The 20,755-nt window shown below is 71.3% G+C and carries 18 protein-coding genes and 2 pseudogenes; 9 read left to right on the top strand and 11 right to left on the bottom strand.

Annotated elements, in window-relative coordinates:
• The first annotated feature begins 27 nt into the window (after positions 1-27).
• Positions 28-918 (top strand): helix-turn-helix domain-containing protein, encoded by an 891-nt coding sequence (locus tag IE277_RS17250; RefSeq protein WP_189953361.1) that lies wholly within the window; start codon positions 28-30, stop codon positions 916-918.
• A 56-nt stretch (positions 919-974) separates the two neighbouring features.
• Here IE277_RS17250 and IE277_RS17245 read toward each other — a convergent pair whose 3' ends face one another.
• The 5 genes and pseudogenes from IE277_RS17245 to IE277_RS17225 form a co-directional block, all read right to left on the bottom strand.
• Positions 975-4,259 (bottom strand): S8 family peptidase, encoded by a 3,285-nt coding sequence (locus tag IE277_RS17245; protein ID WP_229881683.1) that lies wholly within the window; start codon positions 4,257-4,259, stop codon positions 975-977.
• A gap of 264 nt (positions 4,260-4,523) precedes the next feature.
• A pseudogene (locus IE277_RS17240) lies at positions 4,524-5,119 on the bottom strand (ABC transporter ATP-binding protein).
• 74 nt (positions 5,120-5,193) lie between these two features.
• Positions 5,194-5,871, bottom strand: a pseudogene (locus IE277_RS17235) (ABC transporter permease); the annotation flags it as partial.
• Between the two features lie 230 nt (positions 5,872-6,101).
• The gene (locus IE277_RS17230) at positions 6,102-7,352 is read right to left on the bottom strand and encodes a L,D-transpeptidase (protein ID WP_189953356.1); all 1,251 of its coding nucleotides are present in this window, start codon (positions 7,350-7,352) and stop codon (positions 6,102-6,104) included.
• A gap of 196 nt (positions 7,353-7,548) precedes the next feature.
• Positions 7,549-7,932, bottom strand: a complete 384-nt coding sequence (locus IE277_RS17225; protein ID WP_189953354.1) for a hypothetical protein — start codon at positions 7,930-7,932, stop codon at positions 7,549-7,551.
• Positions 7,933-8,041: 109 nt separating this feature from the next.
• Between IE277_RS17225 and IE277_RS17220 the strand changes: the two genes are divergently transcribed.
• Positions 8,042-8,398, top strand: a complete 357-nt coding sequence (locus IE277_RS17220; protein WP_189953352.1) for a hypothetical protein — start codon at positions 8,042-8,044, stop codon at positions 8,396-8,398.
• A 43-nt stretch (positions 8,399-8,441) separates the two neighbouring features.
• A complete protein-coding gene (locus IE277_RS17215) occupies positions 8,442-9,206 on the top strand; it encodes a hypothetical protein (protein ID WP_189953350.1) in 765 nt (254 codons plus the stop codon).
• 60 nt (positions 9,207-9,266) lie between these two features.
• Here IE277_RS17215 and hutH read toward each other — a convergent pair whose 3' ends face one another.
• From hutH to IE277_RS17200, 3 genes are all read right to left on the bottom strand, one after another.
• Positions 9,267-10,835: a histidine ammonia-lyase gene (hutH, locus tag IE277_RS17210; protein ID WP_189953869.1), complete on the bottom strand. Its 1,569-nt coding sequence runs from the start codon at positions 10,833-10,835 to the stop codon at positions 9,267-9,269.
• A gap of 88 nt (positions 10,836-10,923) precedes the next feature.
• Positions 10,924-12,066 (bottom strand): GGDEF domain-containing protein, encoded by a 1,143-nt coding sequence (locus IE277_RS17205; protein WP_189953348.1) that lies wholly within the window; start codon positions 12,064-12,066, stop codon positions 10,924-10,926.
• 73 nt (positions 12,067-12,139) lie between these two features.
• Entirely contained in the window at positions 12,140-12,934 is a 795-nt protein-coding gene (locus IE277_RS17200; RefSeq protein ID WP_189953346.1) for an enoyl-CoA hydratase/isomerase family protein, read from the bottom strand.
• Between the two features lie 180 nt (positions 12,935-13,114).
• Between IE277_RS17200 and IE277_RS17195 the strand changes: the two genes are divergently transcribed.
• Positions 13,115-13,687 carry a hypothetical protein gene (locus tag IE277_RS17195; protein WP_229881682.1) on the top strand — a complete coding sequence of 191 codons (573 nt, stop codon included), beginning with the start codon at positions 13,115-13,117 and terminating at the stop codon, positions 13,685-13,687.
• A gap of 75 nt (positions 13,688-13,762) precedes the next feature.
• Here IE277_RS17195 and IE277_RS17190 read toward each other — a convergent pair whose 3' ends face one another.
• Entirely contained in the window at positions 13,763-14,869 is a 1,107-nt protein-coding gene (locus IE277_RS17190) for an adenylate/guanylate cyclase domain-containing protein (RefSeq protein WP_189953344.1), read from the bottom strand.
• A gap of 441 nt (positions 14,870-15,310) precedes the next feature.
• Positions 15,311-16,183 carry a biotin--[acetyl-CoA-carboxylase] ligase gene (locus IE277_RS17185; RefSeq protein ID WP_189953342.1) on the bottom strand — a complete coding sequence of 291 codons (873 nt, stop codon included), beginning with the start codon at positions 16,181-16,183 and terminating at the stop codon, positions 15,311-15,313.
• Positions 16,184-16,293: 110 nt separating this feature from the next.
• On the opposite strand from IE277_RS17185, the gene IE277_RS17180 reads away from it, so the two are divergent.
• The 4 genes from IE277_RS17180 (at position 16,294) to IE277_RS17170 (ending at position 19,049) form a co-directional block, all read left to right on the top strand.
• Entirely contained in the window at positions 16,294-17,913 is a 1,620-nt protein-coding gene (locus IE277_RS17180; RefSeq protein ID WP_189953340.1) for an acyl-CoA carboxylase subunit beta, read from the top strand.
• A 44-nt stretch (positions 17,914-17,957) separates the two neighbouring features.
• A complete protein-coding gene (locus IE277_RS17175; RefSeq protein WP_189953867.1) occupies positions 17,958-18,167 on the top strand; it encodes an acyl-CoA carboxylase epsilon subunit in 210 nt (69 codons plus the stop codon).
• Positions 18,168-18,274: 107 nt separating this feature from the next.
• Entirely contained in the window at positions 18,275-18,403 is a 129-nt protein-coding gene (gene mmpB / locus IE277_RS48805) for a morphogenic membrane protein MmpB (protein WP_268252561.1), read from the top strand.
• A gap of 31 nt (positions 18,404-18,434) precedes the next feature.
• Positions 18,435-19,049 carry a Maf family protein gene (locus IE277_RS17170; protein ID WP_189953338.1) on the top strand — a complete coding sequence of 205 codons (615 nt, stop codon included), beginning with the start codon at positions 18,435-18,437 and terminating at the stop codon, positions 19,047-19,049.
• Here the strand turns inward: IE277_RS17170 and IE277_RS17165 are convergent.
• On the bottom strand, positions 19,021-19,653 hold the full coding sequence (locus IE277_RS17165; protein ID WP_229881680.1) for a hypothetical protein: 633 nt from the start codon (positions 19,651-19,653) through the stop codon (positions 19,021-19,023). The two genes, IE277_RS17170 and IE277_RS17165, sit on opposite strands and share 29 nt — an antisense overlap.
• 364 nt (positions 19,654-20,017) lie before the next feature.
• Between IE277_RS17165 and IE277_RS17160 the strand changes: the two genes are divergently transcribed.
• On the top strand, positions 20,018-20,755 hold a 738-nt coding region (locus IE277_RS17160), incomplete at its 3' end, for an ATP-binding protein (protein WP_308433391.1).

Raw genomic sequence — 20,755 nt, 5'->3', positions numbered from 1 at the left:
GTACGTACGCCCGTGAATACTGGACGTATGGAGAACCAGCCCCTGCCCTCGTCCCCGCCCCTGGACCGGCGGGCCGAACTGAGCGAGTTCCTGCGCAGCCGGCGGGCCCGGCTGAAGCCGGAGGACGTGGGGCTGCCCGACTTCGGCCGGCACCGGCGGGTGCCGGGGCTGCGCCGCGAGGAGCTGGCGCAGCTGGCCGGGGTGTCCGTGGCGTACTACACCCGGCTCGAACAGGGCAACGGTCGCAATGTCTCGGCGGAGGTCCTGGACTCGATCGCGCGGGCGCTTCGGCTGTCGGACGCCGAGCACGCGCATCTGACGCATCTGGCCAAGCCGAAGTCGCACAAGAAGAAGCCGGCGGCGCGGCAGCAGCAGGTCCGTGTCGCGCTGCGGCAGCTGCTGGACACGATGGAGGGCGTACCGGCGTACGTGGTCGGGCGCCGCTCGGAGATCCTCGCGTGGAACCGGATGGCGGCGGCGGTCTTCGGCGACTGGGCGGAGCTGCCGCCGGAGGAGCGCAACTGGGCCCGGCTGGTCTTCCTGCACCCGGACTACCGCGATCTGTTCGTCGACTGGCAGCAGAAGGCGATCGACATCGTCTGCGCGCTGCGCATGGACGCGGGCTGCTATCCGGACGACCCGCGGCTGTCGGCGCTGGTGGGCGAACTCTCCGTGAAGAGCGAGGAGTTCCGCAGGCTGTGGGCGACCCACGACGTCAAGGAGAAGAACCACGGCGTCAAACGGCTGCACCACCCGCTGGTGGGCGACCTCGCCCTGCACTTCGAGTCCTTCCGCCTGACGGACGACTCGGACCAGTCCCTGCTCACGTACCACGCCGAACCGGGCTCCCCCTCCGCCGACAACCTGCGTCTGCTGTCCAGCTGGGGCACGGACGCCACCCGCACCACCGTGCCCTAGGAGCACCCGGAGATCATGGTCCGGGTGCCCCTAGGGGCGTCAGGGGGTGCTGCGGCTCACCGTCCGAAGTACGCGTCGTGGATCGTGATCTCCGACGTGTTGCCCTTCTTGTCGGTGATCCGGGAGCGCAGGGAGACGGACCTGCCCCGGGCCGGGGTCTTCACCGTGATCCTGCCGTCGTGGACGGGGACCTGCGTGAAGGTCTTGCCGTCGTAGGAGACGTACACGGTCAGCGACTTCAGGTTGCCGAACGCCGCCGAGCCCTCGACGGTGACCGGGAAGGTGACCGCGCGGCCGGCCGGTACCGTGCTGTCCAGGCCGGTCGCGATGCCGTAGCGCAGCACGGAGGCGGGGAGCTGGACGGGGGCGCCGGAGACCTTCTTGGAGCGGAAGGTCCAGGCCGCGTCGATCCGGGAGGACGCCGTGGACACCCTCGCCGCGCGCCTGACCGAGGTGGTGAGCCGGTAGCCGGCCTCACCGGCCGGGACCTTGAAGGTCTCCTCGCCGAACAGCGGGTCGGTGTTGGAGCCGACCTCGGTGCCGTCGCGGTACAGGGTGGTGCGCACCGAGCTGAGGTCCGAGACCCCGGCGTGCTTGCCGGCGTCGGCGAACAGCGGCAGCGAGCCGAAGATCTGGTTGCCGTTGCGGAAGAGACCGACGTCCTTGCCGACGTACGGGCCGAAGACCGCGGTGTTGACCGTCTTCGCATAGCTGTGGCCGGCCCGGAAGGAGGACTCGCCGAGCGCGTAGCTCGCGTCGGCGACCGGGAAGCCGTCCTGGTCGACCCCGTCGTACTGGGTGAAGTCCAGGCCCCACTGGACCCCGCCGCCCGCGGACAGATGCAGGGCGCGGGTACCGGGCAGCTTCTGCCGGATGTCGATGGAGGTGGCGGCGGAGGCGCCGGGCAGCCAGCCGGTGGCGCTGATCGAACCCGTCCTGCCGTCCGCCGCGGCACCGAGGCGGGCCTTGACGATGGCCAGCTCACCGGCCTTGTAGTGCTTGGTGTAGCCGGCGGCGAGCTTCCGCACCGGGCCGCCGGAGGTGACGTCGTACTGGTCGCTCGTGCCCTTGGTCCAGTGGCCGTCCCACTGCTGGAACAGCTGGCCGGCGGGCAGTTGCGGGCCCAGGTGGGCGGTGCGGAAGTTCTTGTACGAGTCCAGGAACCAGGTGTAGCTGTACTGGTTCCCGCCGAGCGTGAGGGTGAAGCCGGGCGCGGCGAAGCGGGACTTCACACCCGAGGCCGGCACGGTGACGTCCACCGGCTTGGCCTTGCGCGCGTCGACCGTGATCGTCTGCTTCTTGGTGACGGTCAGCTTCGGCTGGGCGATCCAGTCGAGGCCCTTGTCGCTGTCGTCCGGGTCCACCAGGACGGAGGAGTTGAAGAGGTACGTGCCCTTGGGCACCCGCACCGTCACCGTGCCGGACGGGTCGTACGGGCTCACGTCCGTGCCGCTCGCCCGTCCGGCCACCCCGGTGAGGGCGGCGGTGTAGGACTTCGCCGGCTTGCCGTCGCGGCCGATGAACTTCAGGGTGACGTCGTACGACTCCACCTCGCGCCGCACCGCGGCGGCCGTGCGGACACTCTGGCCGGCGCCGGTCGCGGTCACATACGCGGAGTAGGCGCCGTCGAGGGTGCCGCCCAGCTTGGTGTTCACGGTGAGGTCGACGGAGGCCCTGCCGTGTGCCGGGACCGTCAGCTTCGTCGAGCCGAGCTGGAAGAAGCCGTCCGGGGCCGCGTGGCCCTTGGGGTCCAGGCCGCGGCTGCTCAGGGTGAGCGTGACGTCCTTGTCGCCGAGGTTGCGGTACGTCACCTCCTTGGTGACCGGCTGGTCGTCGGTGTGCGGCCACGCCTGCGTACCGAAGTTCACCGACACCGGGTCGGCGACCACGGACTGCCCGATGGCCCTGTCCACCGCGACACGGCCCGAACCCTGCTGGTACGGCGTGTAGTTGCCGCCCTTGGCGGAGCCGGTCAGCGCGCCCTTCAGCTCGGCGTAACCCCAGTCGGGGTGCTCCTGCTTCAGGATCGCGGCGGCGCCCGCGACATGCGGGGTGGCCATCGAGGTGCCGGAGAGGGTCAGATAGCCGGCGGGCTTCTCGCCGACCTCGTGGTCGACGACGCTGCCCTTGGCCGCGGCGGCGGTGATGTCCACACCCGGGGCGGTGACGTCCGGCTTGACGGCGCCGTCCCCGGCGCGCGGGCCGGTGGAGGAGAAGTCGGCGAGCTTGTCCTTCTTGTCGACGGCGCCGACGGTGAGCGCGGCGTCCGCGCTGCCCGGCGAGCCGACCGACCCGGGTCCGTCGTTGCCCGCGGCGATCGCGAACAGGACGCCCTTGGTGGCGGAGAGCTTGTCGACCTCGGCCTCCAGCGGGTCGACGCCGGGGCTGTCGGGGCCGCCGAGGCTGAGGTTGACGACGCTCGCGCCCTGCGCGGCCGCCCACTCCATGCCGGCGAGGATGCCGGAGTCGTCACCGGAGCCGCTGTCGTCCAGCACCTTGCCGCTCAGGATCTCGGCGTCCGGGGCGACCCCCTTGTACCTGCCGCCCGATGCGGCGCCGGTGCCCGCCACGATGGAGGCGACGTGGGTGCCGTGCCCGTAGTGGTCGGTGGCGTCCTTGGCGGCGGTGAAGTTCTTGGCCGCGATCACCTGGTGCTTCAGGTCCGGGTGGCGGGTGTCCACGCCGGTGTCGAGGACGGCGACCTTCACGCCCTTGCCGGTGTAGCCGGCCTTCCAGGCGACGGGCGCGCCGATCTGCGGCACGGATGTGTCGAGGGAGGCCTTGCGGACGCCGTCGAGCCAGATGTGCGCGATGCCGGCGGCGGTCCTGCCGCCGTCGGTGACGGCGTGCCACAGCGCCGCGGTGCCCCGGACCGGTGTCTGCACCGCGTCGGCGTCGAGCGCGGTCAGGCTGCGGCGCAGCCGGCCCGCGCCCCGGACGTCGGCCCTGGCCTCCGTGGCAGCGCCGGTGTAGCCGACGATGACCTTCAGGCCGTCCTTCTGGGCCCGGCGGGTGGCGGCCTTGTTCAGCTCCGTGATGTCGAACAGGCGCTGGTCCAGCTTGCCGGAGGCCACCAGGTGGACGGCGTCGACCGGGATGAGCAGCGTGTGGCCCTCGGTCCTGCGGACCTGGAAAGGTATGTGCTCACGGCCCTTGGCCCGCTCCAGGCCGATGATCCGGCCCTTGGCGTCGAGGGCGACCCGGTCACCGGTGATCAGAGTGACATGGGTCTTCACGGTGAGCGCCGCGGCGGAGGCAGCGGTCGGGATGCGCTCCGTGGGCTTCGCCGACGCCGGGCTGGTCAGGCCCGCCGCGACAGCGACCGCTGCGGCGATGGCCACACCGGCCGCAGCACTTTGCACTTGTCTGCGCACGTTCTCCCCCTGGAGATGGAGTACCGGGCGAGTTCGCCGTTCACCCGGCCGGGGGCAGGCTTGTGCGCACGCACGCCGGCCCCCCGGGATCACGAAGTATGCCGGGGGCCCGGCAAACGGCTCAAGAGACGAAAGGAGGGTAAGAAAGAGCGAAGGAAAACTGTAACGCCGCCTGCGGGCCACCGTTACAGAACCGCGAAGTGCCGCACGAACAGCAGGTGTCGGGGACCGTCAGGCGCCCGCGTTCTCCTTTACCGTGATCTTTCCTTTGCGGATGATCGCGAGCCGCGGAGCCTTCTTCGCGATCGACGAGTCGTGGGTGACCATGATGAAGGTCAGCCCGTGCTCCTTCCACAGGCGTTCGAGTACGTCCATGATCTCGTCGCGCATGCCCTCGTCGAGATTGCCGGTGGGCTCGTCGGCGAGGAGGACCTTCGGGCGCTTGACGAGGGCGCGGGCGATGGCCACGCGCTGTTGCCGGCCGCCGGACATCTCGGAGGGCAGATGAGCGAGGCGTTCGCCGAGGCCGACGGAGTGCAGTGCCTCGGCGGCGAGTTCCCGCCGCTCCTTGGTCTTGATGCCGAGCGGTACGAGCGCGGTCTCGACGTCCTCCTGGGCGGTGAGCGTCGGAATGAGGTTGAAGGACTGGAAGACGAAGCCGATGTTCTCGCCGCGGACCTTCGTCAGCCGGGCTTCGCTGAGCGTGGCCAGGTCGGTGCCGTCCCGAGTCCGTCGCCGTCGCCGATGGTCAGGTCCACCCCGTCGAGGGCGTGGACGGTGTCTTTGCCTCGGGTGTAGCGCTTGGTCACGTTTCTGAGGTGGTACATGGTGACTCCGGGGAGAGGTGAGAGGTGATCGCGTGCCCTGAGGGGCCGTCGGGAGGAGCCGTCGGGTGGGGCCGTCACTCCACCCGCCGCAGCGCGTCCGCCGGACGGAGCCGCGAGGCGCGCCAGCCGCCGAACGCTCCCGCGATCAGCCCGCCCGCCACCGCCACCGCCAGGGCGATCGTCGTGACACTGACCGGCGCCGTCAGCGCGACCGACAGGGACTTCGCCGCCTCGCGGCCCGGGCCACCGAAGCCGCCGCCACCACCGCCCCCGAAGCCGCCGCCCGGCTGGGCCCGCAGGGTCGGACTGACGGCCGTGACGGCGTACGCGCCCGCCAGCCCCAGGGCGATGCCGAGGGCGCCGCCGACCAGACCGTTGACGACGGCCTCGCCGACCACCTGCCGGGTCACCCGGCCCGACTTCCAGCCCAGCGCCTTGAGCGTGCCGAACTCCCGGACCCGGCGGGAGACCGCGGCGGAGGTCAGCAGGCCGGCCACCAGGAACGCGGCGACCAGGACAGCGATCGACAGCCACCTGCCGACGTCGGTGGCGAGGGAGGACGCGGTGGCCGGCGAGCCCGAGACCGTCTTGGCGAGGTCGGCGGAGGTGGTGACCGTCGTACCGGAGACGTTCTTCTGGATGGCGCTCTTGACGGAGTCGATCTTCTGGGAGTCGGTCGCCTTGACGTAGATCGTGGTGACCTTGCCCTTCTCACCGGCGAGGGTCTGCGCCCGCTTCAGCGGGATGTACAGCGACTGGAGCACCTTGCCCTGGGCCCTCCCCATGCCGCTGGATCGCAGTTCGCGCCTCAGGTAGGTGAAGAGCATGGCCGCACATCAGGGACGGACCCTGACGGCACCCTAAGGCCGGCATAAAAGAAGCATGAGAAGGAGCATGAGAAGGCTGTGGCCGGGCCCATGGCGAGCCCGGAAACGCCGGTGCCGCCCCGAGGGGCGGCACCGGTACAGCTGCGAACGGGCTGTCAGACGGCCGAACCGGCCTTCCACTGGGCCCAGTTCATGTTCCAGCCGTTGAGGCCGTTGTCCGGCTGGACCGTCTTGTCGCCGGTGTTCTGGACGACGACCACGTCACCGATCAGGGTGTGGCTGTAGAACCAGGCGGCCGGGGTGCTCGCGTCGCCCGCGCCCTTGGCGTCCTGCAGGCCGACACAGCCGTGGCTGGTGTTGACGTTGCCGAAGACGGACGGCGCGCCCCAGTAGTTGCCGTGGATGAAGGTGCCGGAGCTGGTCAGGCGCATCGCGTGCGGCACGTCCTTGATGTCGTACTCGCCCTTGCCGTCGGAGTCCTTGAAGCCGACCGTCGCGCCGTTCATCCGGGTCTGGGTGAACTTCTCGGAGATCACCATCTGCCCCTCGTACGTGGTGTGCTCGGGGGAGCCCGCGGAGATCGGAATGGTCTTGACGACCTTGCCGTCCTGCGTGATCTTCATCTGCTTGGTCTTCGCGTCGACGTACGAGACCTGGTTGCGGCCGATGTGGAAGGTGACCGTCTTCTGCTGGACACCGTGGACACCGGGCGCGCCCTCGACGCCGTCGAGCGCCAGCTTCAGCGTGACGGTGGAGCCTGCCTTCCAGTACTGCTCCGGGCGGCAGTCCATGCGGTTGGCGCCGAACCAGTGGCAGGCGACCTCCTGGCCGCTGCTGGTGCTGACCGTGACGCCCTTCTGCACGGCCGCCTTGTTGGTGATCGCCTTGTCGAAGTTGATCGAGACCGGCATGCCGACACCGACCGTGGAGCCGTCGTCCGGGGTGTAGGTGCCGATGAAGCTGTTGGCCGGGGAGACGGTGGTGAAGGAGGCGTTCTCGTGGGCTATCCGGCCCTGGGAGTCCTTGGCCTCGGCGGCGACCTTGTAGGTGGTGGAGCGGTCCAGCTGGGCGCTGGGCTTCCAGCTGGTCTTGTCGGCGGAGAGCTGACCGGCGACGGCCGTGCCGCTCTCGGTGGTCATCGTGACACCGGTGAGGGTGCCCTTGCCGACCGTGACGGTGGCGGAGTTGTTGATCGAGGCGTTGTCGGAGCCGTCCTTCGGCGTGATCGTGATCTGCGCCTCCGAGGACTTCTTCGCCGCCGCCGCGTCGGCGGCGGCCTGGGAGGAGTCGCCCTTGCCGTTACTGGAGGACTTGTCGTCTCCGCCGGAACACGCCGTGAGCACCAGCACACCGCCGAGCAGAGCGGACGCGGCCACCAGGCCCCTGCGCCGCTTACTGTCCGTCATCACACGCTTCTCCATCGTCACCGAATCGCCAAAACCCCGAGAACCCCCGTAAGAACCTTCAACGCTACGGCCGTATCGTCCCGTTCCCCATCCGCTGGATCTGTGGGGCACACCACGTCCGTCCATCCCCTCATAGGACGACCGAACCCCGGACGGCGGTTGCCGTCCGGGGTCGCGAGTGTGGCCCCCGGGACGCTCAGCCGATGCCGATGCCGCCGCCGCTCCCGCCCTCACCCTCCCCCTCATCGTCCTCGTCGTCCTCGCCGTACTCGCCGTCCTCGTCCAGGTCCCAGTCCGGCGAATCCGGGTCGTAGTCGATCCGTTCGCTCGACCAGGACGCCTGTTGCAGCTCGACCCCGGGCACCTCGCCGACCAGGTCGAACGGGTCCACGAGATAGGCGAGGGCCTCCGCCGTGTCTTCCGTCACAGCCCCCTCGGCCTGGGTCCGCTCGGCCTGCGGCAGCTCCGGATCGGCCGCGATCCGGCGCAGCGCGGCCTTGGTCACCTGGTCCTCGTCCTGCACCTCAAGGACCAGCTCCACCCGAAGCCGTACAAAACGTGATGTCTCTTCAGCGCTCATGGCGCGAGCGTACGACCGAAACCGGCCGTGACTTTCCTGTGACCCGCGACTTTCACTAACATCGCCCTACACGGCCAATTCGCCAGCGTCACAAGGGGATCGATATTCCGTGACATCCGCTCGCCGTCCGCTGCTGACCGCCACCGCCGCGGGCACCCTGCTGTGCGCGCTGTGGTTCGTCCCGTCCGCGAACGCGTCGCAGGACTCGGGGTCGAGAGCGGCCATGACACAGTCCTCGACATACTCGACGACGCGGGTCGCACAGCAGGCCAGGGCGGTGTCCCAGGCGACCGCGGAGACCGCGCAGGCGACTGCGGAGACCGCGCGGGAGGCCGCGGACGACACCCAACTCGCCGACACCGGAAGCATCGACACCACGCCGTACGTCGTCGGCGGCACGCTCTTCCTCGGTGTGGGCGCCGCCTTTGTGGTGTATTCGGTGCGACGCGAACGCATGGGCTTTTAATTTCCCTTGACTGTCCTTTGGCAGCCCGCACATAGTTCGCCCCATGAAGAGATCGTCGGGCGTACGGCTGTGCGCCGCCGCGGTTGCGGGTGCGCTGTCGTTCGCCCTTGTCACGGGCTGCTCCCAGGGGGATGCGAGGCATTCCGGTCCGGCCTCGAAGGCGCTGGGCGCCGCGGAGTTGAAGCAGCGGATCATCGCGCGGGGCGAGGTGCCCGGGTTCCAGGTGCAGCCGGTGCCGGCCACCCGCGCCAGGCCGATAACGACCGACAGCGCGCGCTGCCGGCCGCTGGCCCGTGTGATGAGCGGCCTCCCGCCCCTCGACGCGGCGGCGAAGACCGACCGGCTGGCCATGGAGAACCAGAAGAAGGCCCCCTCGACCAAGCCGACCTCCCTGGACGACCTCGACGAGGGGAAGTTCAAGGAGGCGATGCAGAAGTCCCTGGACCGGGACGTCACCACGGTCACCCTGGCCTCGTACGACGGCGAGGGCGCCGGCAAGGCCCTGGAGTCGGTCCGCACCGCCGTACCCGCCTGCGCGAGCGGCTTCTCGGCCGTGCAGGCGGGCACGAAGATGAAGTTCACCAAGGTCGTCGAGGAGAAGGCCACGAGCACCGGGGACGGGGTGGTGGCGTTCGCCGCGACCACGGACACCGACGAGGGGGACCCCGCGCCCGTCCACGCCGAGGTCGTACGGGTCGGGAACACGCTGGCCGGCTACTTCACGACGAACCTGGGCTCGATGATGGGCAAGAAGGCGTACGTGGTCTCGCCCGCGGTCGTCAAGGCCCAGCAGGCCAAGCTGAAGTGACACAGGCACAGCAGAGGGGCCCGGTCCGGCGGGACGGGCCCCTCTGCTCGTGCGGGGAGGTTACTGCAGCGGGCCGGTGACCGACTCCGCCGCGGCGACGAGGTGACCGCCGCGCACGAACGCGTCGGCGGCGGCCAGGTCGGGCGCCAGGAAGCGGTCCGGGCCGGGGCCCTGCACACCGGCGGCGCGCACGGCCTCGATGACGGCGCGGGAGGCGGGCGCCGGGGTGAGGCCCTCGCGCAGCTCGATCGCGCGGGTGGCCGCGTACAGCTCGACGGCGATGATCCGGGTGAGGTTGCCGACGGCGGTGCGCAGCTTGCGCGCGGCCGACCAGCCCATGGACACATGGTCCTCCTGCATGGCGGAGGACGGGATGGAGTCGGCGGAGGCGGGCACCGCGAGCCGCTTCATCTCGCTCACCAGCGCGGCCTGCGTGTACTGGGCGATCATCAGCCCGGAGTCGACACCCGCGTCGTCCGCGAGGAACGGCGGCAGACCGTGGCTGCGGTTCTTGTCGAGCAGCCGGTCAGTACGCCGCTCGGCGATCGAACCGAGGTCGGCGGCGGCGATGGCGAGGAAGTCCAGGACGTAGGCGACCGGGGCGCCGTGGAAGTTGCCGTTGGACTCGACGCGGCCTCCCCCGGAGCCGAAAGCCTGGGAGGTGCCCCCAGGCAGCACGACCGGGTTGTCGACGGCCGAGGCCAGCTCGCGCTCGGCGACCAGCCGGGCGTGCGCCATGGTGTCCCGACCGGCACCGGCGACCTGCGGGGCGCAGCGCACCGAGTAGGCGTCCTGAACGCGCGGGGCGTCGTCCTGGTGGTGCCCGGTGAGCTGGGAACCGTCGAGCACGGCCAGCATGTTGGCGGCGCTGGCCCCCTGGCCCGGATGGGGCCGGATGGCATGCAGCTCGGGCGCGAGCACCTTGTCCGTCCCGAGCAGCGCCTCCAGGCTGAGGGCGGCGGTGACATCGGCGGACTTGTAGAGGGTGTCGAGGTCGGCGAGGGCCATGACCAGCATGCCGAGCATGCCGTCGGTGCCGTTGAGGAGGGCGAGCCCCTCCTTCTCGCGCAGCTCGACCGGCCGGATGCCGTGCTCGGCGAGCAGCTCACCGGCGGGCCGGACGCTGCCGTCCGGGCCTTCCGCGTCCCCCTCGCCCATGAGCGTCAGGGCGCAGTGGGAGAGCGGGGCCAGGTCGCCGGAGCAGCCGAGGGAGCCGTACTCGTGCACGACCGGGGTGATCCCGGCGTTCAGCACGTCGGCCATGGTCTGCGCGACCTCGGGGCGGACACCGGTGTGCCCGGAGCAGACGGTCTTGAGCCGCAGGAACATCAGGGCCCGTACGACCTCACGCTCCACCCGCGGCCCCATCCCGGCGGCGTGCGAGCGGACGATGTTGCGCTGCAGCTGGGCGCGCAGTTCCTGGCTGATGTGCCGGGTCGCCAGCGCACCGAAGCCGGTGGAGACGCCGTAGACCGGGTCGGGCTTGGCCGCGAGCGCGTCCACGATCTCCCGGGCCGCGGCGAGGGCCGCGACCGCTTCCGCCGACAGCTCGATGCGGGCACCGCCGCGCGCCACGGCGAGAACGTCGGACGCCGTGACACCGGACGTCCTCACCACCACAGTGTGCATATCCATATTCAGGAGCGTACGCATTGAATGCGGGGATGTCACTAGTGGGGAGCGAGGGTGCCCCTTACCCGTCCGTGTGGCCTTCGCCTCACGGCAGGCGGCCACGGAACCGGCGCCGCTCGGCCCGCGCGGGCGACGGCTCGTCCGCCAGCCGTACGACCGGATCTCCCGGCCCCTCACGGCCCGCGACCACCGGCCGGTCGGCCCGCAGGGCCTTGGCCCGGTACTGGGCGGCGTCGGCGAGCCGGAACAACCGCCGGGCATCGCGCACGTCCCCGATGGGATCGCCGGTCGAGGCGACCCCGCACGCCACCCCCTCCCCCAACTCCAACTCCCCGGCCCTGCGGCACAGTTCATCGGCGGCCTTGACGACCTCCTCGGCCGGCGGACCCACCGCCAGCAGACAGAACTCGTCCCCGCCGAGCCGCGCCGCCAGCGCACCCGGCACCATCGCCCCGCACAGCGAGAGCACGGACCCGAAGCGCTCCAGCAGCCGGTCGCCGACGGCGTGCCCGAGGGTGTCGTTGACCCGCTTCAGCCCATTGAGATCACAGACGACAAGACTGACGACCGCACCCTCCCCGCGGTGCCGCTCGACGGCCTCCTCCAGGCGTACGTCCACGGCGCGGCGGTTGGCGAGTCCGGTGAGGGCGTCGGTGTAGGCGAGCCGGCGGGCCTCCTCCAGCCGCTCGGCCTGCACGAGCCCCGCGGCGACGACGGCGGCCAGCACGGTGGCGAAGTCGGCGTCGGCCCGGCCGAACACCGGGGCCCTGACGGCGCGGGCGACATACACCTCACCCCAGGCCCGGCCGTGCAGCACGACCGGGGCGACGACACAGCAGCCGCGGCCCCGGCGGCGCAGGGCGGCGACCCGGTGATGGAAGTAGCCGGGCGTGCCGGCGGCGGTCCCCTCGGCCGTCTCCACCCATGCGTTCGGCCCGCCCCCGCCGGCCCACCGCTCGTGCAGGAACTCGGTGATCTCCGGGAACTGGTGCACCGGGTAGGCCTCGGCCTCGGGGAACTCCTCCTCGTCCGGGCGCCTGTCCCCCACGTTCACCAGGACGCGCAGCCGGCCCAGCTCCCGCTCCCACACCGACAGCGCGGCGAAGCTGCCGTCCAGCGCCCGGCAGGCGCCGAGCGCGGCGGCCTGCCAGGAGTCCCGCGGGGTGCGCGCCGCCGCCATCCCCTGAGCCAGCGCCACCACGGCGACGAGCCGCTTGTCCTCTCCCATTACTCCAGGTTAGGAAGGTTTTGCGGCATTCGGGACGCCGGAGAGGCGAACAGGTCAGGGACCCACGCCCGCGCTACTCACCAGGCCACTGCGGCTTGCGCTTCTCGTTGAACGCCGCGACGCCCTCCGCCCGGTCCGCCGAGAAGGCCACCGAGCGCCACGCCGCGTCCTCGACCTCCAGTCCGGCCCGCAGATCCAGCCCGTGCCCAAGGCGCAGCGCCCGCTTGGCGGCGCGCAGCCCGACCGGCGAGTTCCCGGCGATCCTGGCCGCCAGCGCCAGCGCCTCCACCTTGTCCCGCCCCTCATCCACCAGCTGGTCGACCAGCCCCAGTTCGGCCGCCTCCGCCGCCTCCACCCGCCGCGCCGAGAAGACCAGCTCGGCGGCGCGCGCCGCCCCGACCCGCCGCGGCAGCAGCTGCGTGCCGCCGCCCCCGGGGATCACCCCGACGGACACCTCCGGCAGCCCCACCACCGCCGTACGGTCGGCCACGATCAAGTCGCAGGACAGGGCCAGTTCGAAACCGCCGCCCAGCGCGAACCCGTGCACCGCCGCGATCGTCGGCATCGGCAGTTCCAGCACCCCGGTGTACGCCCCGCGCGTCACCGGCCGCTGCCGCAGCAGATCCGCGTCACTGAAGGAGTTCCGCTCCTTCAGATCCGCCCCGACGCAGAACGCCCGCTCATGCGAGGACGTCAGCACCACCACACGCGCGTCCCGGTCGGCGGCCAGCGCCGCACACGCACCGCCGAGCGAGCGGGCCATCTCCGTGGAGACGGCGTTCATGGCCTTGGGCCGGTCCAGGACCAGCTCCGCGACCGGCCCATGCCGCCGCACCAGCACGAACTCCCCGAACCGCTCCTCGCTCATGACACCCTCCGGCTCACGTGTTAACGCGGGTTAACGCACTGTCGGCCCGATCATCGCAGCCGTACCCGGCCGCGGGAAACCCCGGGAGGCTACGCCCGTTCGAGTGACATCCCGCCCGTCTCACCCCACATCACCCACAGGACCGCATAGCGTGCGTCCGCCACGGCGGGGAGGGGAACCATGTCACCGATACGCGCACAGTCCGGCACGGACGACGACACGGCCGGCGCCCCGTCCGCCGTACGCCGCGGCCGACACCGCAAACCGCGCCCCCGCAAGGTGCTCCTCGCCACCGGCGGCCTCGCGCTCGCCGCCGGGGTCCTCAGCCTGGTCCGGGTCGCCTCGGACCCCGGGGTCGGCGCCCCCGCCACGGCAGAGGCCGAGCCCCGCATCGCCACACCCACGCACACCCCCACCGCACCCCCCTCGGCGACCTCCGCCATGGGCGGCCGAACCCCGGCCCCGACACCCCCACGCAGAACCACCGCTCCCCCACCCCCACCCACGACACACCCCACCCCGAGCCCCCTCCTCCCCACCACCCCCACCACCACACGCCCGCACACCACGACCCCACCCCCGACGACCACCCACCCCAAGCCGCCGACCACCCCACCCCCGACCCAGCCCACACCAACCCCACCACAGACTGATCCGGGCGATCCGGGCGATCAAGGTGATGTATGCGTCCCGGTCCTCGGCCTCTGCGTGAACTCCCCGGAAACCACGGACCACCGCCACCACCACCGATGACCACCGCGATGACCACCGCCCGACGCCTACGGCTGCCCCCTGCCAGCTATCGGCTGTCGACTGCGGGCTGCGGGCTTACGCCTGACCCTCTCGGCGGTTCAGCAGCCAGGGCTCGACCACACCGAGCCCACGCACCGGCCGCTGCCACATCGGCTGGAGCGCGAAGCGGTACACGGGCGGCTCCTCGCCCTCCTTCTCGGCGGCCGCCGCGGCTTCGGCCGCCTCCGCCTCCGAGGCGGGCGCCTCACCGCTGCGGATCAGCTCCTCGGCGAAGGCGCTGTCCACCAGCACCGCGTCCCGGGGGGCTATCGACGTGAGGCGGGAGGCCAGGTTCACCGTCGTACCGAACACATCACCCATACGAGTGGTGACCGTGCCGAACGCCATGCCCACGCGCAGCTCGGGCATCGTCTCGTCGTTGGCCAGCGTCTCCACGAGCCGCATCGCGATGTCGGCGGCGATACCGGCGTCGTCCGCCGCGAACAGCACCTCGTCACCGAGCGTCTTGATGAGCCGGCCACCCCTGGCCGCCACCAGATCCGCCGCGGTGGTCTCGAACGCCTCGACCAGCTCCCCGAGCTCTTCCTCCTCCATCCGGCGGGTCAGCCGGGTGAACCCCACCAGATCGGCGAAGCCGACGGCGAGCCGCCGGTCGACCATCTCCTCGTCGTCCGCCGACTGCACGACCCGCCCGGCCGAGGCGGCGAGCTGCCGCCGCCACACATAGACCAGGAACTCCTCCAGCTCGGGCAGGAGCAGCTCGACGATCGGGTACGTCACCTCGGTGCGGGTCATGCCGGGCTCGGGCGGCTCGGTCAGGCCCTCCAGGAAGGAATCCATCTGCCACTCGGCCAACCGGGCGGTGGTCTGCCCGGTGGACCGGGCCACCTGCACCGCCATGGCCTCGCTGAGCAGCCCCGCCTCGACCAGACCGGCGAGCCGGCGCAACGCCAGCACATCGGCCTCCGTCAACGCCTTGGCCTGGCCGATGTCGGCGAACCCCATGGCCCGCCAGAACCGTGACGCCAGCTCCATGGAGACACCGGCGCTGCGAGCCGCCTGGAACGGCGTATAGCGGCGCTCGGCGCCCAGGATGAGCTGTTCCAGGCGCAGGGCCAGCGGATCCTCGCCGGGGTCGGCGGCGTCCGCGCCCGCTCCGGAGCCCGTGTCGTCGACGGTCACGCCTGCTGCCCTTCCGATCTCCCACGGTCAGGTATCGACCGGCCTCAACTCTACGGCAGGTGTGCGCCAGCTCACTCCGCCGGGTTCGGCCGACACCACACTTCCCGGCGCCGGGTGCGCGTGCCCGATCGCGCAGTTCCCCGCGCCCCTGGAGAGTCGCCGTGCCCTGGCCCGAACGGTGGCACGGCCGCCCACGGCGGGAAGGTGACGTGCCGGGGGGTGTCCGCCCGCAGCGGACGGCGTAAACCCAGCTCACCCCTGTACCGACAGCACGCCGGACCGAGGACGGACACCCCCCGGCACGGCCCCGCCCACAAAACGCACACTGGGCGCTACACACACCCCCACCCACCCCCACAGGCGCCGCAGGCATACACGCCGCAGGCCCAGCAGCCGCACCCGCACACCTAGCCCCAGCCGCCGACCCAACCGCCGCCCCCCTCACGCAGGCCGCAAATGGACGATGTCCCCCGCCCCCACCGGCTCCCGCACCCCCGCCTCCGTAGCGATGACCAACCGCCCGTCCCCATCCACCGCCACAGCCTCGCCCACAATCGCCCGATCCCCCGGCAACTCGGCCCGCACCACCCGTCCGAGCGTCGCGCACCCCGCCGCATACGCCTCCTGCAGACCACAGGCCGCCGGATCACCCCCCGCCGCCCGCCACCGCCCGTACCACTCCTCCAACGCCCGCAGCACCGCCCGCAACAGCGGATCCCGGTCCGTCCCCACCGCCCCGGCCAACGCCAACGACCCCGCCTGCGGCACCGGCAGCTCGTCCGCCCGCAGCGTGACATTGATCCCGACGCCGACGACGACACCGTCCTCCCCGGCCCGCTCGGCGAGGATGCCCCCCGCCTTGCGCTCCTCTCCCTCCACCGTCACCAGCAGATCGTTCGGCCATTTCAGGGCCGTGTCCACGCCCGCCGCCCGCGCCAGCCCACTCGCCACGGCAACCCCCGTGAGCAGCGGCAGCCACCCCCACCGCGCCACCGGGACCTCGGCCGGCCGCAGCAGCACGGAGAAGAAGAGACCCGAGCGCGCCGGCGCCGACCACCGCCGGTCCAGACGCCCCTTGCCCGCCGTCTGCTCCTCCGCGACCAGCACCGTCCCCTCACCGGCCGTCCCCGCGGCACCCCGGGCGACCAGGTCGGAGTTGGTGGAGCCGGTGCGCTGCACCACGTCCACCTCGCGGTACAGGCTTCCGTCCCGGACCAGCGCACGCCGCAGCGCCGCGGCGTTCAGGGGCGGCCGGTCCAAATCAGACCATCGGCTGTCGTCCCGGCTGTCATCTGATGCATTGTGCGGCGTCATGCAAGTCACCCTAGGTGTGGGAAACGCCGCACTGCCGACCCACACCCCCACCACTACTCTACGGATGAGTAACCGTCCCCCCTTTTGAGCAGGCAGGGAGCCGCATCCCGATGTCCGAGCCGGAAGAGCGTCAAGAGATCCACGAGACTCAAGGGATCGATATCCACACGACCGCGGGCAAGCTCGCGGATCTCCAGCGCCGTATCCATGAGGCGACGCACGCCGGCTCGGAGCGCGCCGTCGAAAAGCAGCACGCCAAGGGCAAGCTGACGGCCCGTGAGCGCATCGGGCTCCTCCTCGACGAGGACTCCTTCGTCGAACTGGACGAGTTCGCCCGCCACCGCTCCACCAACTTCGGCCTGGAGCAGAACCGCCCGTACGGCGACGGCGTCGTCACCGGCTACGGCACCGTCGACGGCCGCCCCGTCGCCGTCTTCTCCCAGGATTTCACCGTCTTCGGCGGCGCCCTCGGCGAGGTCTACGGCCAGAAGATCGTCAAGGTCATGGACTTCGCGCTGAAGACCGGCTGCCCGGTCATCGGCATCAACGACTCCGGCGGCGCCCGCATCCAGGAAGGCGTCGCCTCCCTCGGCGCGTACGGCGAGATCTTCCGCCGCAACACCCACGCCTCCGGTGTGATCCCGCAGATCAGCCTGGTCGTGGGCCCCTGCGCCGGCGGTGCCGTGTACTCCCCGGCGATCACGGACTTCACGGTCATGGTCGACCAGACGTCCCACATGTTCATCACCGGCCCCGACGTCATCAAGACCGTCACCGGCGAGGACGTCGGCTTCGAGGAACTGGGCGGCGCCCGCACCCACAACGCCACCTCCGGCGTGGCGCACCACATGGCGGGCGACGAGAAGGACGCCATCGAGTACATCAAGCAGCTCCTGTCGTACCTGCCGTCCAACAACCTCTCCGAACCCCCGGTCTTCCCGGAGGAGTCGGACCTCGCGGTAGGCGACGAGGACCGCGAACTCGACACCCTCGTCCCGGACAGCGCGAACCAGCCGTACGACATCCGCACGGTGATCGAACACGTCCTGGACGACGCCGAGTTCTTCGAGACCCAGGCGCTCTTCGCACCGAACATCGTCACCGGTTTCGGCCGCGTCGAGGGTCACCCGGTCGGTGTCGTCGCCAACCAGCCGATGCAGTTCGCCGGCTGCCTGGACATCGACGCGTCCGAGAAGGGCGCCCGGTTCGTGCGCACCTGCGACGCCTTCAACATCCCGGTGCTCACGTTCGTCGACGTGCCCGGGTTCCTGCCCGGCGTCGGCCAGGAGCACGAGGGCATCATCCGCCGCGGCGCGAAGCTGATCTTCGCCTACGCGGAAGCCACCGTCCCCCTCATCACGGTGATCACCCGCAAGGCCTTCGGCGGCGCGTACGACGTCATGGGCTCCAAGCACCTGGGCGCCGACCTCAACCTCGCCTGGCCGACCGCCCAGATCGCCGTGATGGGCGCCCAGGGCGCGGTCAACATCCTGCACCGCCGCACCATCGCCGAGGCGGAGTCCGCCGGAGACGCCGAGAGCACCCGGGCCCGGCTGATCCAGGAGTACGAGGACGCCCTCCTCAACCCCTACATCGCGGCCGAGCGCGGCTACATCGACGCGGTGATCATGCCGTCCGACACCCGCGCCCATATCGTCCGCGGCCTGCGTCAGCTGCGCACGAAGCGGGAATCCCTGCCTCCGAAGAAGCACGGCAACATCCCCCTCTAGTCCCCTCCAGTCCCCTCCAAGCCATGCTGCCCCTGGGAGCGGTCATGAACATCAAGGTCGTACGAGGCAATCCGACCCCCGAGGAGCTTGCCGCCGCCCTGGCGGTGGTCCGCGCCCGCGCCGCGGCGGCGGCAGCCCTGCCGCCCGGCGCGAAGGGCCCGCGGGACGCATGGTCGGACCCGTCCAGGATCGCCGCCCACCACATCCCGAAGCCGGGCCCGGCGTCCTGGACCCGCACCTACTGGCCGAGCTGAGGCCTCTTCAGGGGCGCGGGGAACCGCGCGAGGTCGGCGGTACCCAGGGCGTCAATTGAGTACCCATACTCAGGCACCCTCGCCCGGCCCGGCGCCACGCTGGTGGAATGCTGTGGTCGGACCCGGACGACGAGCCGCCGGAGGATCTGCGCGAAGCGCAGGACATGCTCCGGCGGCTCGGCCTTTTCATGGCCGTGGCGATGATCCTGGCCATGCTCGTGATCGGCCTGAGGTGAGCCATCCGGCCGCCGTGGCTAACCTGGCCGCATGACTGCTACACGCCGCCGACTGATCCTCGCCTCCGCCTCCCCCGCCCGGCTGGGCCTGCTGAGGCAGGCCGGTCTCGCTCCGGAGGTGATCGTGAGCGGGGTCGACGAGGACGCCGTCACCGCGCCCACCCCTGCGGAGCTGGCGCTCGCCCTCGCCGAGGCGAAGGCCTCGGTGGTGGCGGCGAAGCCGGAGGTGCAGGGCGCCCTGGTGATCGGCTGTGACTCGGTCCTGGAGCTGGACGGCCAGGCCCTCGGCAAGCCCGCCGACACCGAGGAGGCGACCGCCCGCTGGAAGGCGATGCGCGGGCGGGCCGGGACCCTCCAGACGGGCCACTGCATCTGGGACACGGCGGCCAAGCGGTACGTCTCCGGGACCGCCTCCACCGTCGTCCGCTTCGGCGAGCCGAGCGACGAGGAGATCGCGGCGTACGTGGCCTCCGGCGAACCCCTCTACGTCGCGGGAGCCTTCACCCTGGACGGCCGTTCGGCGCCGTTCATCGAGGGCATCGACGGCGACCACGGCAATGTGATCGGCATCAGCCTGCCCCTGGTGCGCAAGCTGCTGGCCGAACTGGGCGTCGGCATCACGGAGTTGTGGGCGCCGGCCGAGTGATCCGGGCGGGCACGGGCCCCTGCGGCTCCGCGCCCCCGCCCCGCGGCTCGTCCGTACGACCCGCGGGCTCGCCCGTACGGCCGGCCGGCCCGGCCTCGACCCCCGCCGCACCCGTGCCCGCGCCCGGGGCCGCGAGCGGAGCGGTGCCAGGCTCGGTCCCGGCCTCCGGCTCTCCGCCGCGCCCCGGCCCGCCGCCGGGGGCGGCTTGGCCGCCGTCATGGTCGTACGTCATCAGGAGCAGCACGACGAGGCCGAGTACGACCATCAGGAACAGGAACGCCGTCCAGCCGATCATGCTCCAGGCGAACGCGCCGAGCAGTCCGTGGACGACCGCCACGCTGATCAGCAGCATGCGGCCGAAGCCCGCGGGGGCGCGGTTGCGCACCGCGACCAGGAGGGCCACGAGCGCGCACAGGACGAAGTAGAGGCCGAAGACGATGCCGCCGATCTTCGAGGACGTCGCCATCGAGGACGGGTCGAGGCCGGCCAGGGACATGTCCTGGCGGTCGACGACCACACCGAGGAACCAGTTCAGCGCCGCGACGAAGACGGCCTCCACCAGGAGGACGATCGCCACGACCCACGCCACCGGTCTGCGCACCACCGGTCCCCACCCACTCTCAAGCCCGCTTCTTGTTACCCCAGGTACGTTCGAGTCATCGCGAACGCTACTAACGGGTAAACCGTGGGACAAGGGTTCGCGCGTCGGCAAAGAATCATTGGGCCATTCGTAGGGACTCGACAAAGAATCAGAGTGGGGCGCAGCACGCTCTCACAGAGACCTTGACCACATGACGGGGCTAGGGTTTCCGGGAGGAGTCGTGCGCATCGAGGTGCGACAAGGCTTTTCGCGGGTCGAGCGAGCCTCGAATCACGCTCCGTGTGGGCAAGCTCACCATTGGGGACGGGTCGAAGTGCCGTGTCGGCAGTCCCTAAACTCGGCTTGTTTCAAGGAGGGAGCCTCAATCGTGCGCAAGGTGCTCATCGCCAACCGTGGCGAAATCGCTGTCCGCGTGGCCCGGGCCTGTCGGGACGCAGGGATCGCGAGCGTGGCCGTATACGCGGACCCGGACCGGGACGCTCTGCATGTCCGCGCCGCGGATGAGGCGTTCGCCCTGGGCGGTGACACCCCGGCCACCAGCTACCTGGACATCGACAAGGTCCTCAACGCGGCAGCGGAGTCGGGCGCGGACGCCGTCCATCCGGGCTACGGCTTCCTCTCGGAGAACGCCGACTTCGCCCAGGCCGTCCTCGACGCGGGCCTGATCTGGATCGGCCCGCCCCCGCAGGCCATCCGCGACCTGGGCGACAAGGTCGCCGCCCGCCACATCGCCCAACGCGCCGGCGCCCCCCTGGTCGCCGGCACCCCCGACCCGGTGAGCGGCGCCGACGAAGTCGTCGCCTTCGCCGAGGAGCACGGCCTGCCCATCGCCATCAAGGCCGCCTTCGGCGGCGGCGGCCGCGGCCTCAAGGTCGCCCGCACCCTCGAAGAGGTCCCGGAGCTGTACGAGTCCGCGGTCCGCGAGGCGGTCGCCGCCTTCGGCCGCGGCGAATGCTTCGTCGAGCGCTACCTCGACCGCCCCCGGCACGTCGAGACCCAGTGCCTGGCCGACAAACACGGCAACGTGGTCGTCGTATCCACCCGCGACTGCTCCCTGCAGCGCCGGCACCAGAAGCTGGTCGAGGAGGCCCCGGCGCCGTTCCTC

The organism is Streptomyces alanosinicus (genome assembly GCF_014650595.1).
In the GTDB taxonomy this organism is placed as follows: domain Bacteria; phylum Actinomycetota; class Actinomycetes; order Streptomycetales; family Streptomycetaceae; genus Streptomyces; species Streptomyces alanosinicus.
This window is presented reverse-complemented; position numbering and strand designations above follow the sequence as displayed.

Bases quoted from the DNA above. Each gene is read 5' to 3' on its own strand.
- IE277_RS17250 (WP_189953361.1), top strand. From the start codon at position 28: ATGGAGAACCAGCCCCTGCCCTCGTCCCCGCCCCTGGACCGGCGGGCC.
- IE277_RS17230 (WP_189953356.1), bottom strand. From the start codon at position 7,352: ATGACGGACAGTAAGCGGCGCAGGGGCCTGGTGGCCGCGTCCGCTCTG.
- IE277_RS17225 (WP_189953354.1), bottom strand. From the start codon at position 7,932: ATGAGCGCTGAAGAGACATCACGTTTTGTACGGCTTCGGGTGGAGCTG.
- IE277_RS17215 (WP_189953350.1), top strand. From the start codon at position 8,442: ATGAAGAGATCGTCGGGCGTACGGCTGTGCGCCGCCGCGGTTGCGGGT.
- hutH (WP_189953869.1), bottom strand. From the start codon at position 10,835: ATGCACACTGTGGTGGTGAGGACGTCCGGTGTCACGGCGTCCGACGTT.
- IE277_RS17205 (WP_189953348.1), bottom strand. From the start codon at position 12,066: ATGGGAGAGGACAAGCGGCTCGTCGCCGTGGTGGCGCTGGCTCAGGGG.
- IE277_RS17200 (WP_189953346.1), bottom strand. From the start codon at position 12,934: ATGAGCGAGGAGCGGTTCGGGGAGTTCGTGCTGGTGCGGCGGCATGGG.
- IE277_RS17195 (WP_229881682.1), top strand. From the start codon at position 13,115: ATGTCACCGATACGCGCACAGTCCGGCACGGACGACGACACGGCCGGC.
- IE277_RS17185 (WP_189953342.1), bottom strand. From the start codon at position 16,183: ATGACGCCGCACAATGCATCAGATGACAGCCGGGACGACAGCCGATGG.
- IE277_RS17180 (WP_189953340.1), top strand. From the start codon at position 16,294: ATGTCCGAGCCGGAAGAGCGTCAAGAGATCCACGAGACTCAAGGGATC.
- IE277_RS17175 (WP_189953867.1), top strand. From the start codon at position 17,958: ATGAACATCAAGGTCGTACGAGGCAATCCGACCCCCGAGGAGCTTGCC.
- mmpB (WP_268252561.1), top strand. From the start codon at position 18,275: ATGCTGTGGTCGGACCCGGACGACGAGCCGCCGGAGGATCTGCGCGAA.
- IE277_RS17170 (WP_189953338.1), top strand. From the start codon at position 18,435: ATGACTGCTACACGCCGCCGACTGATCCTCGCCTCCGCCTCCCCCGCC.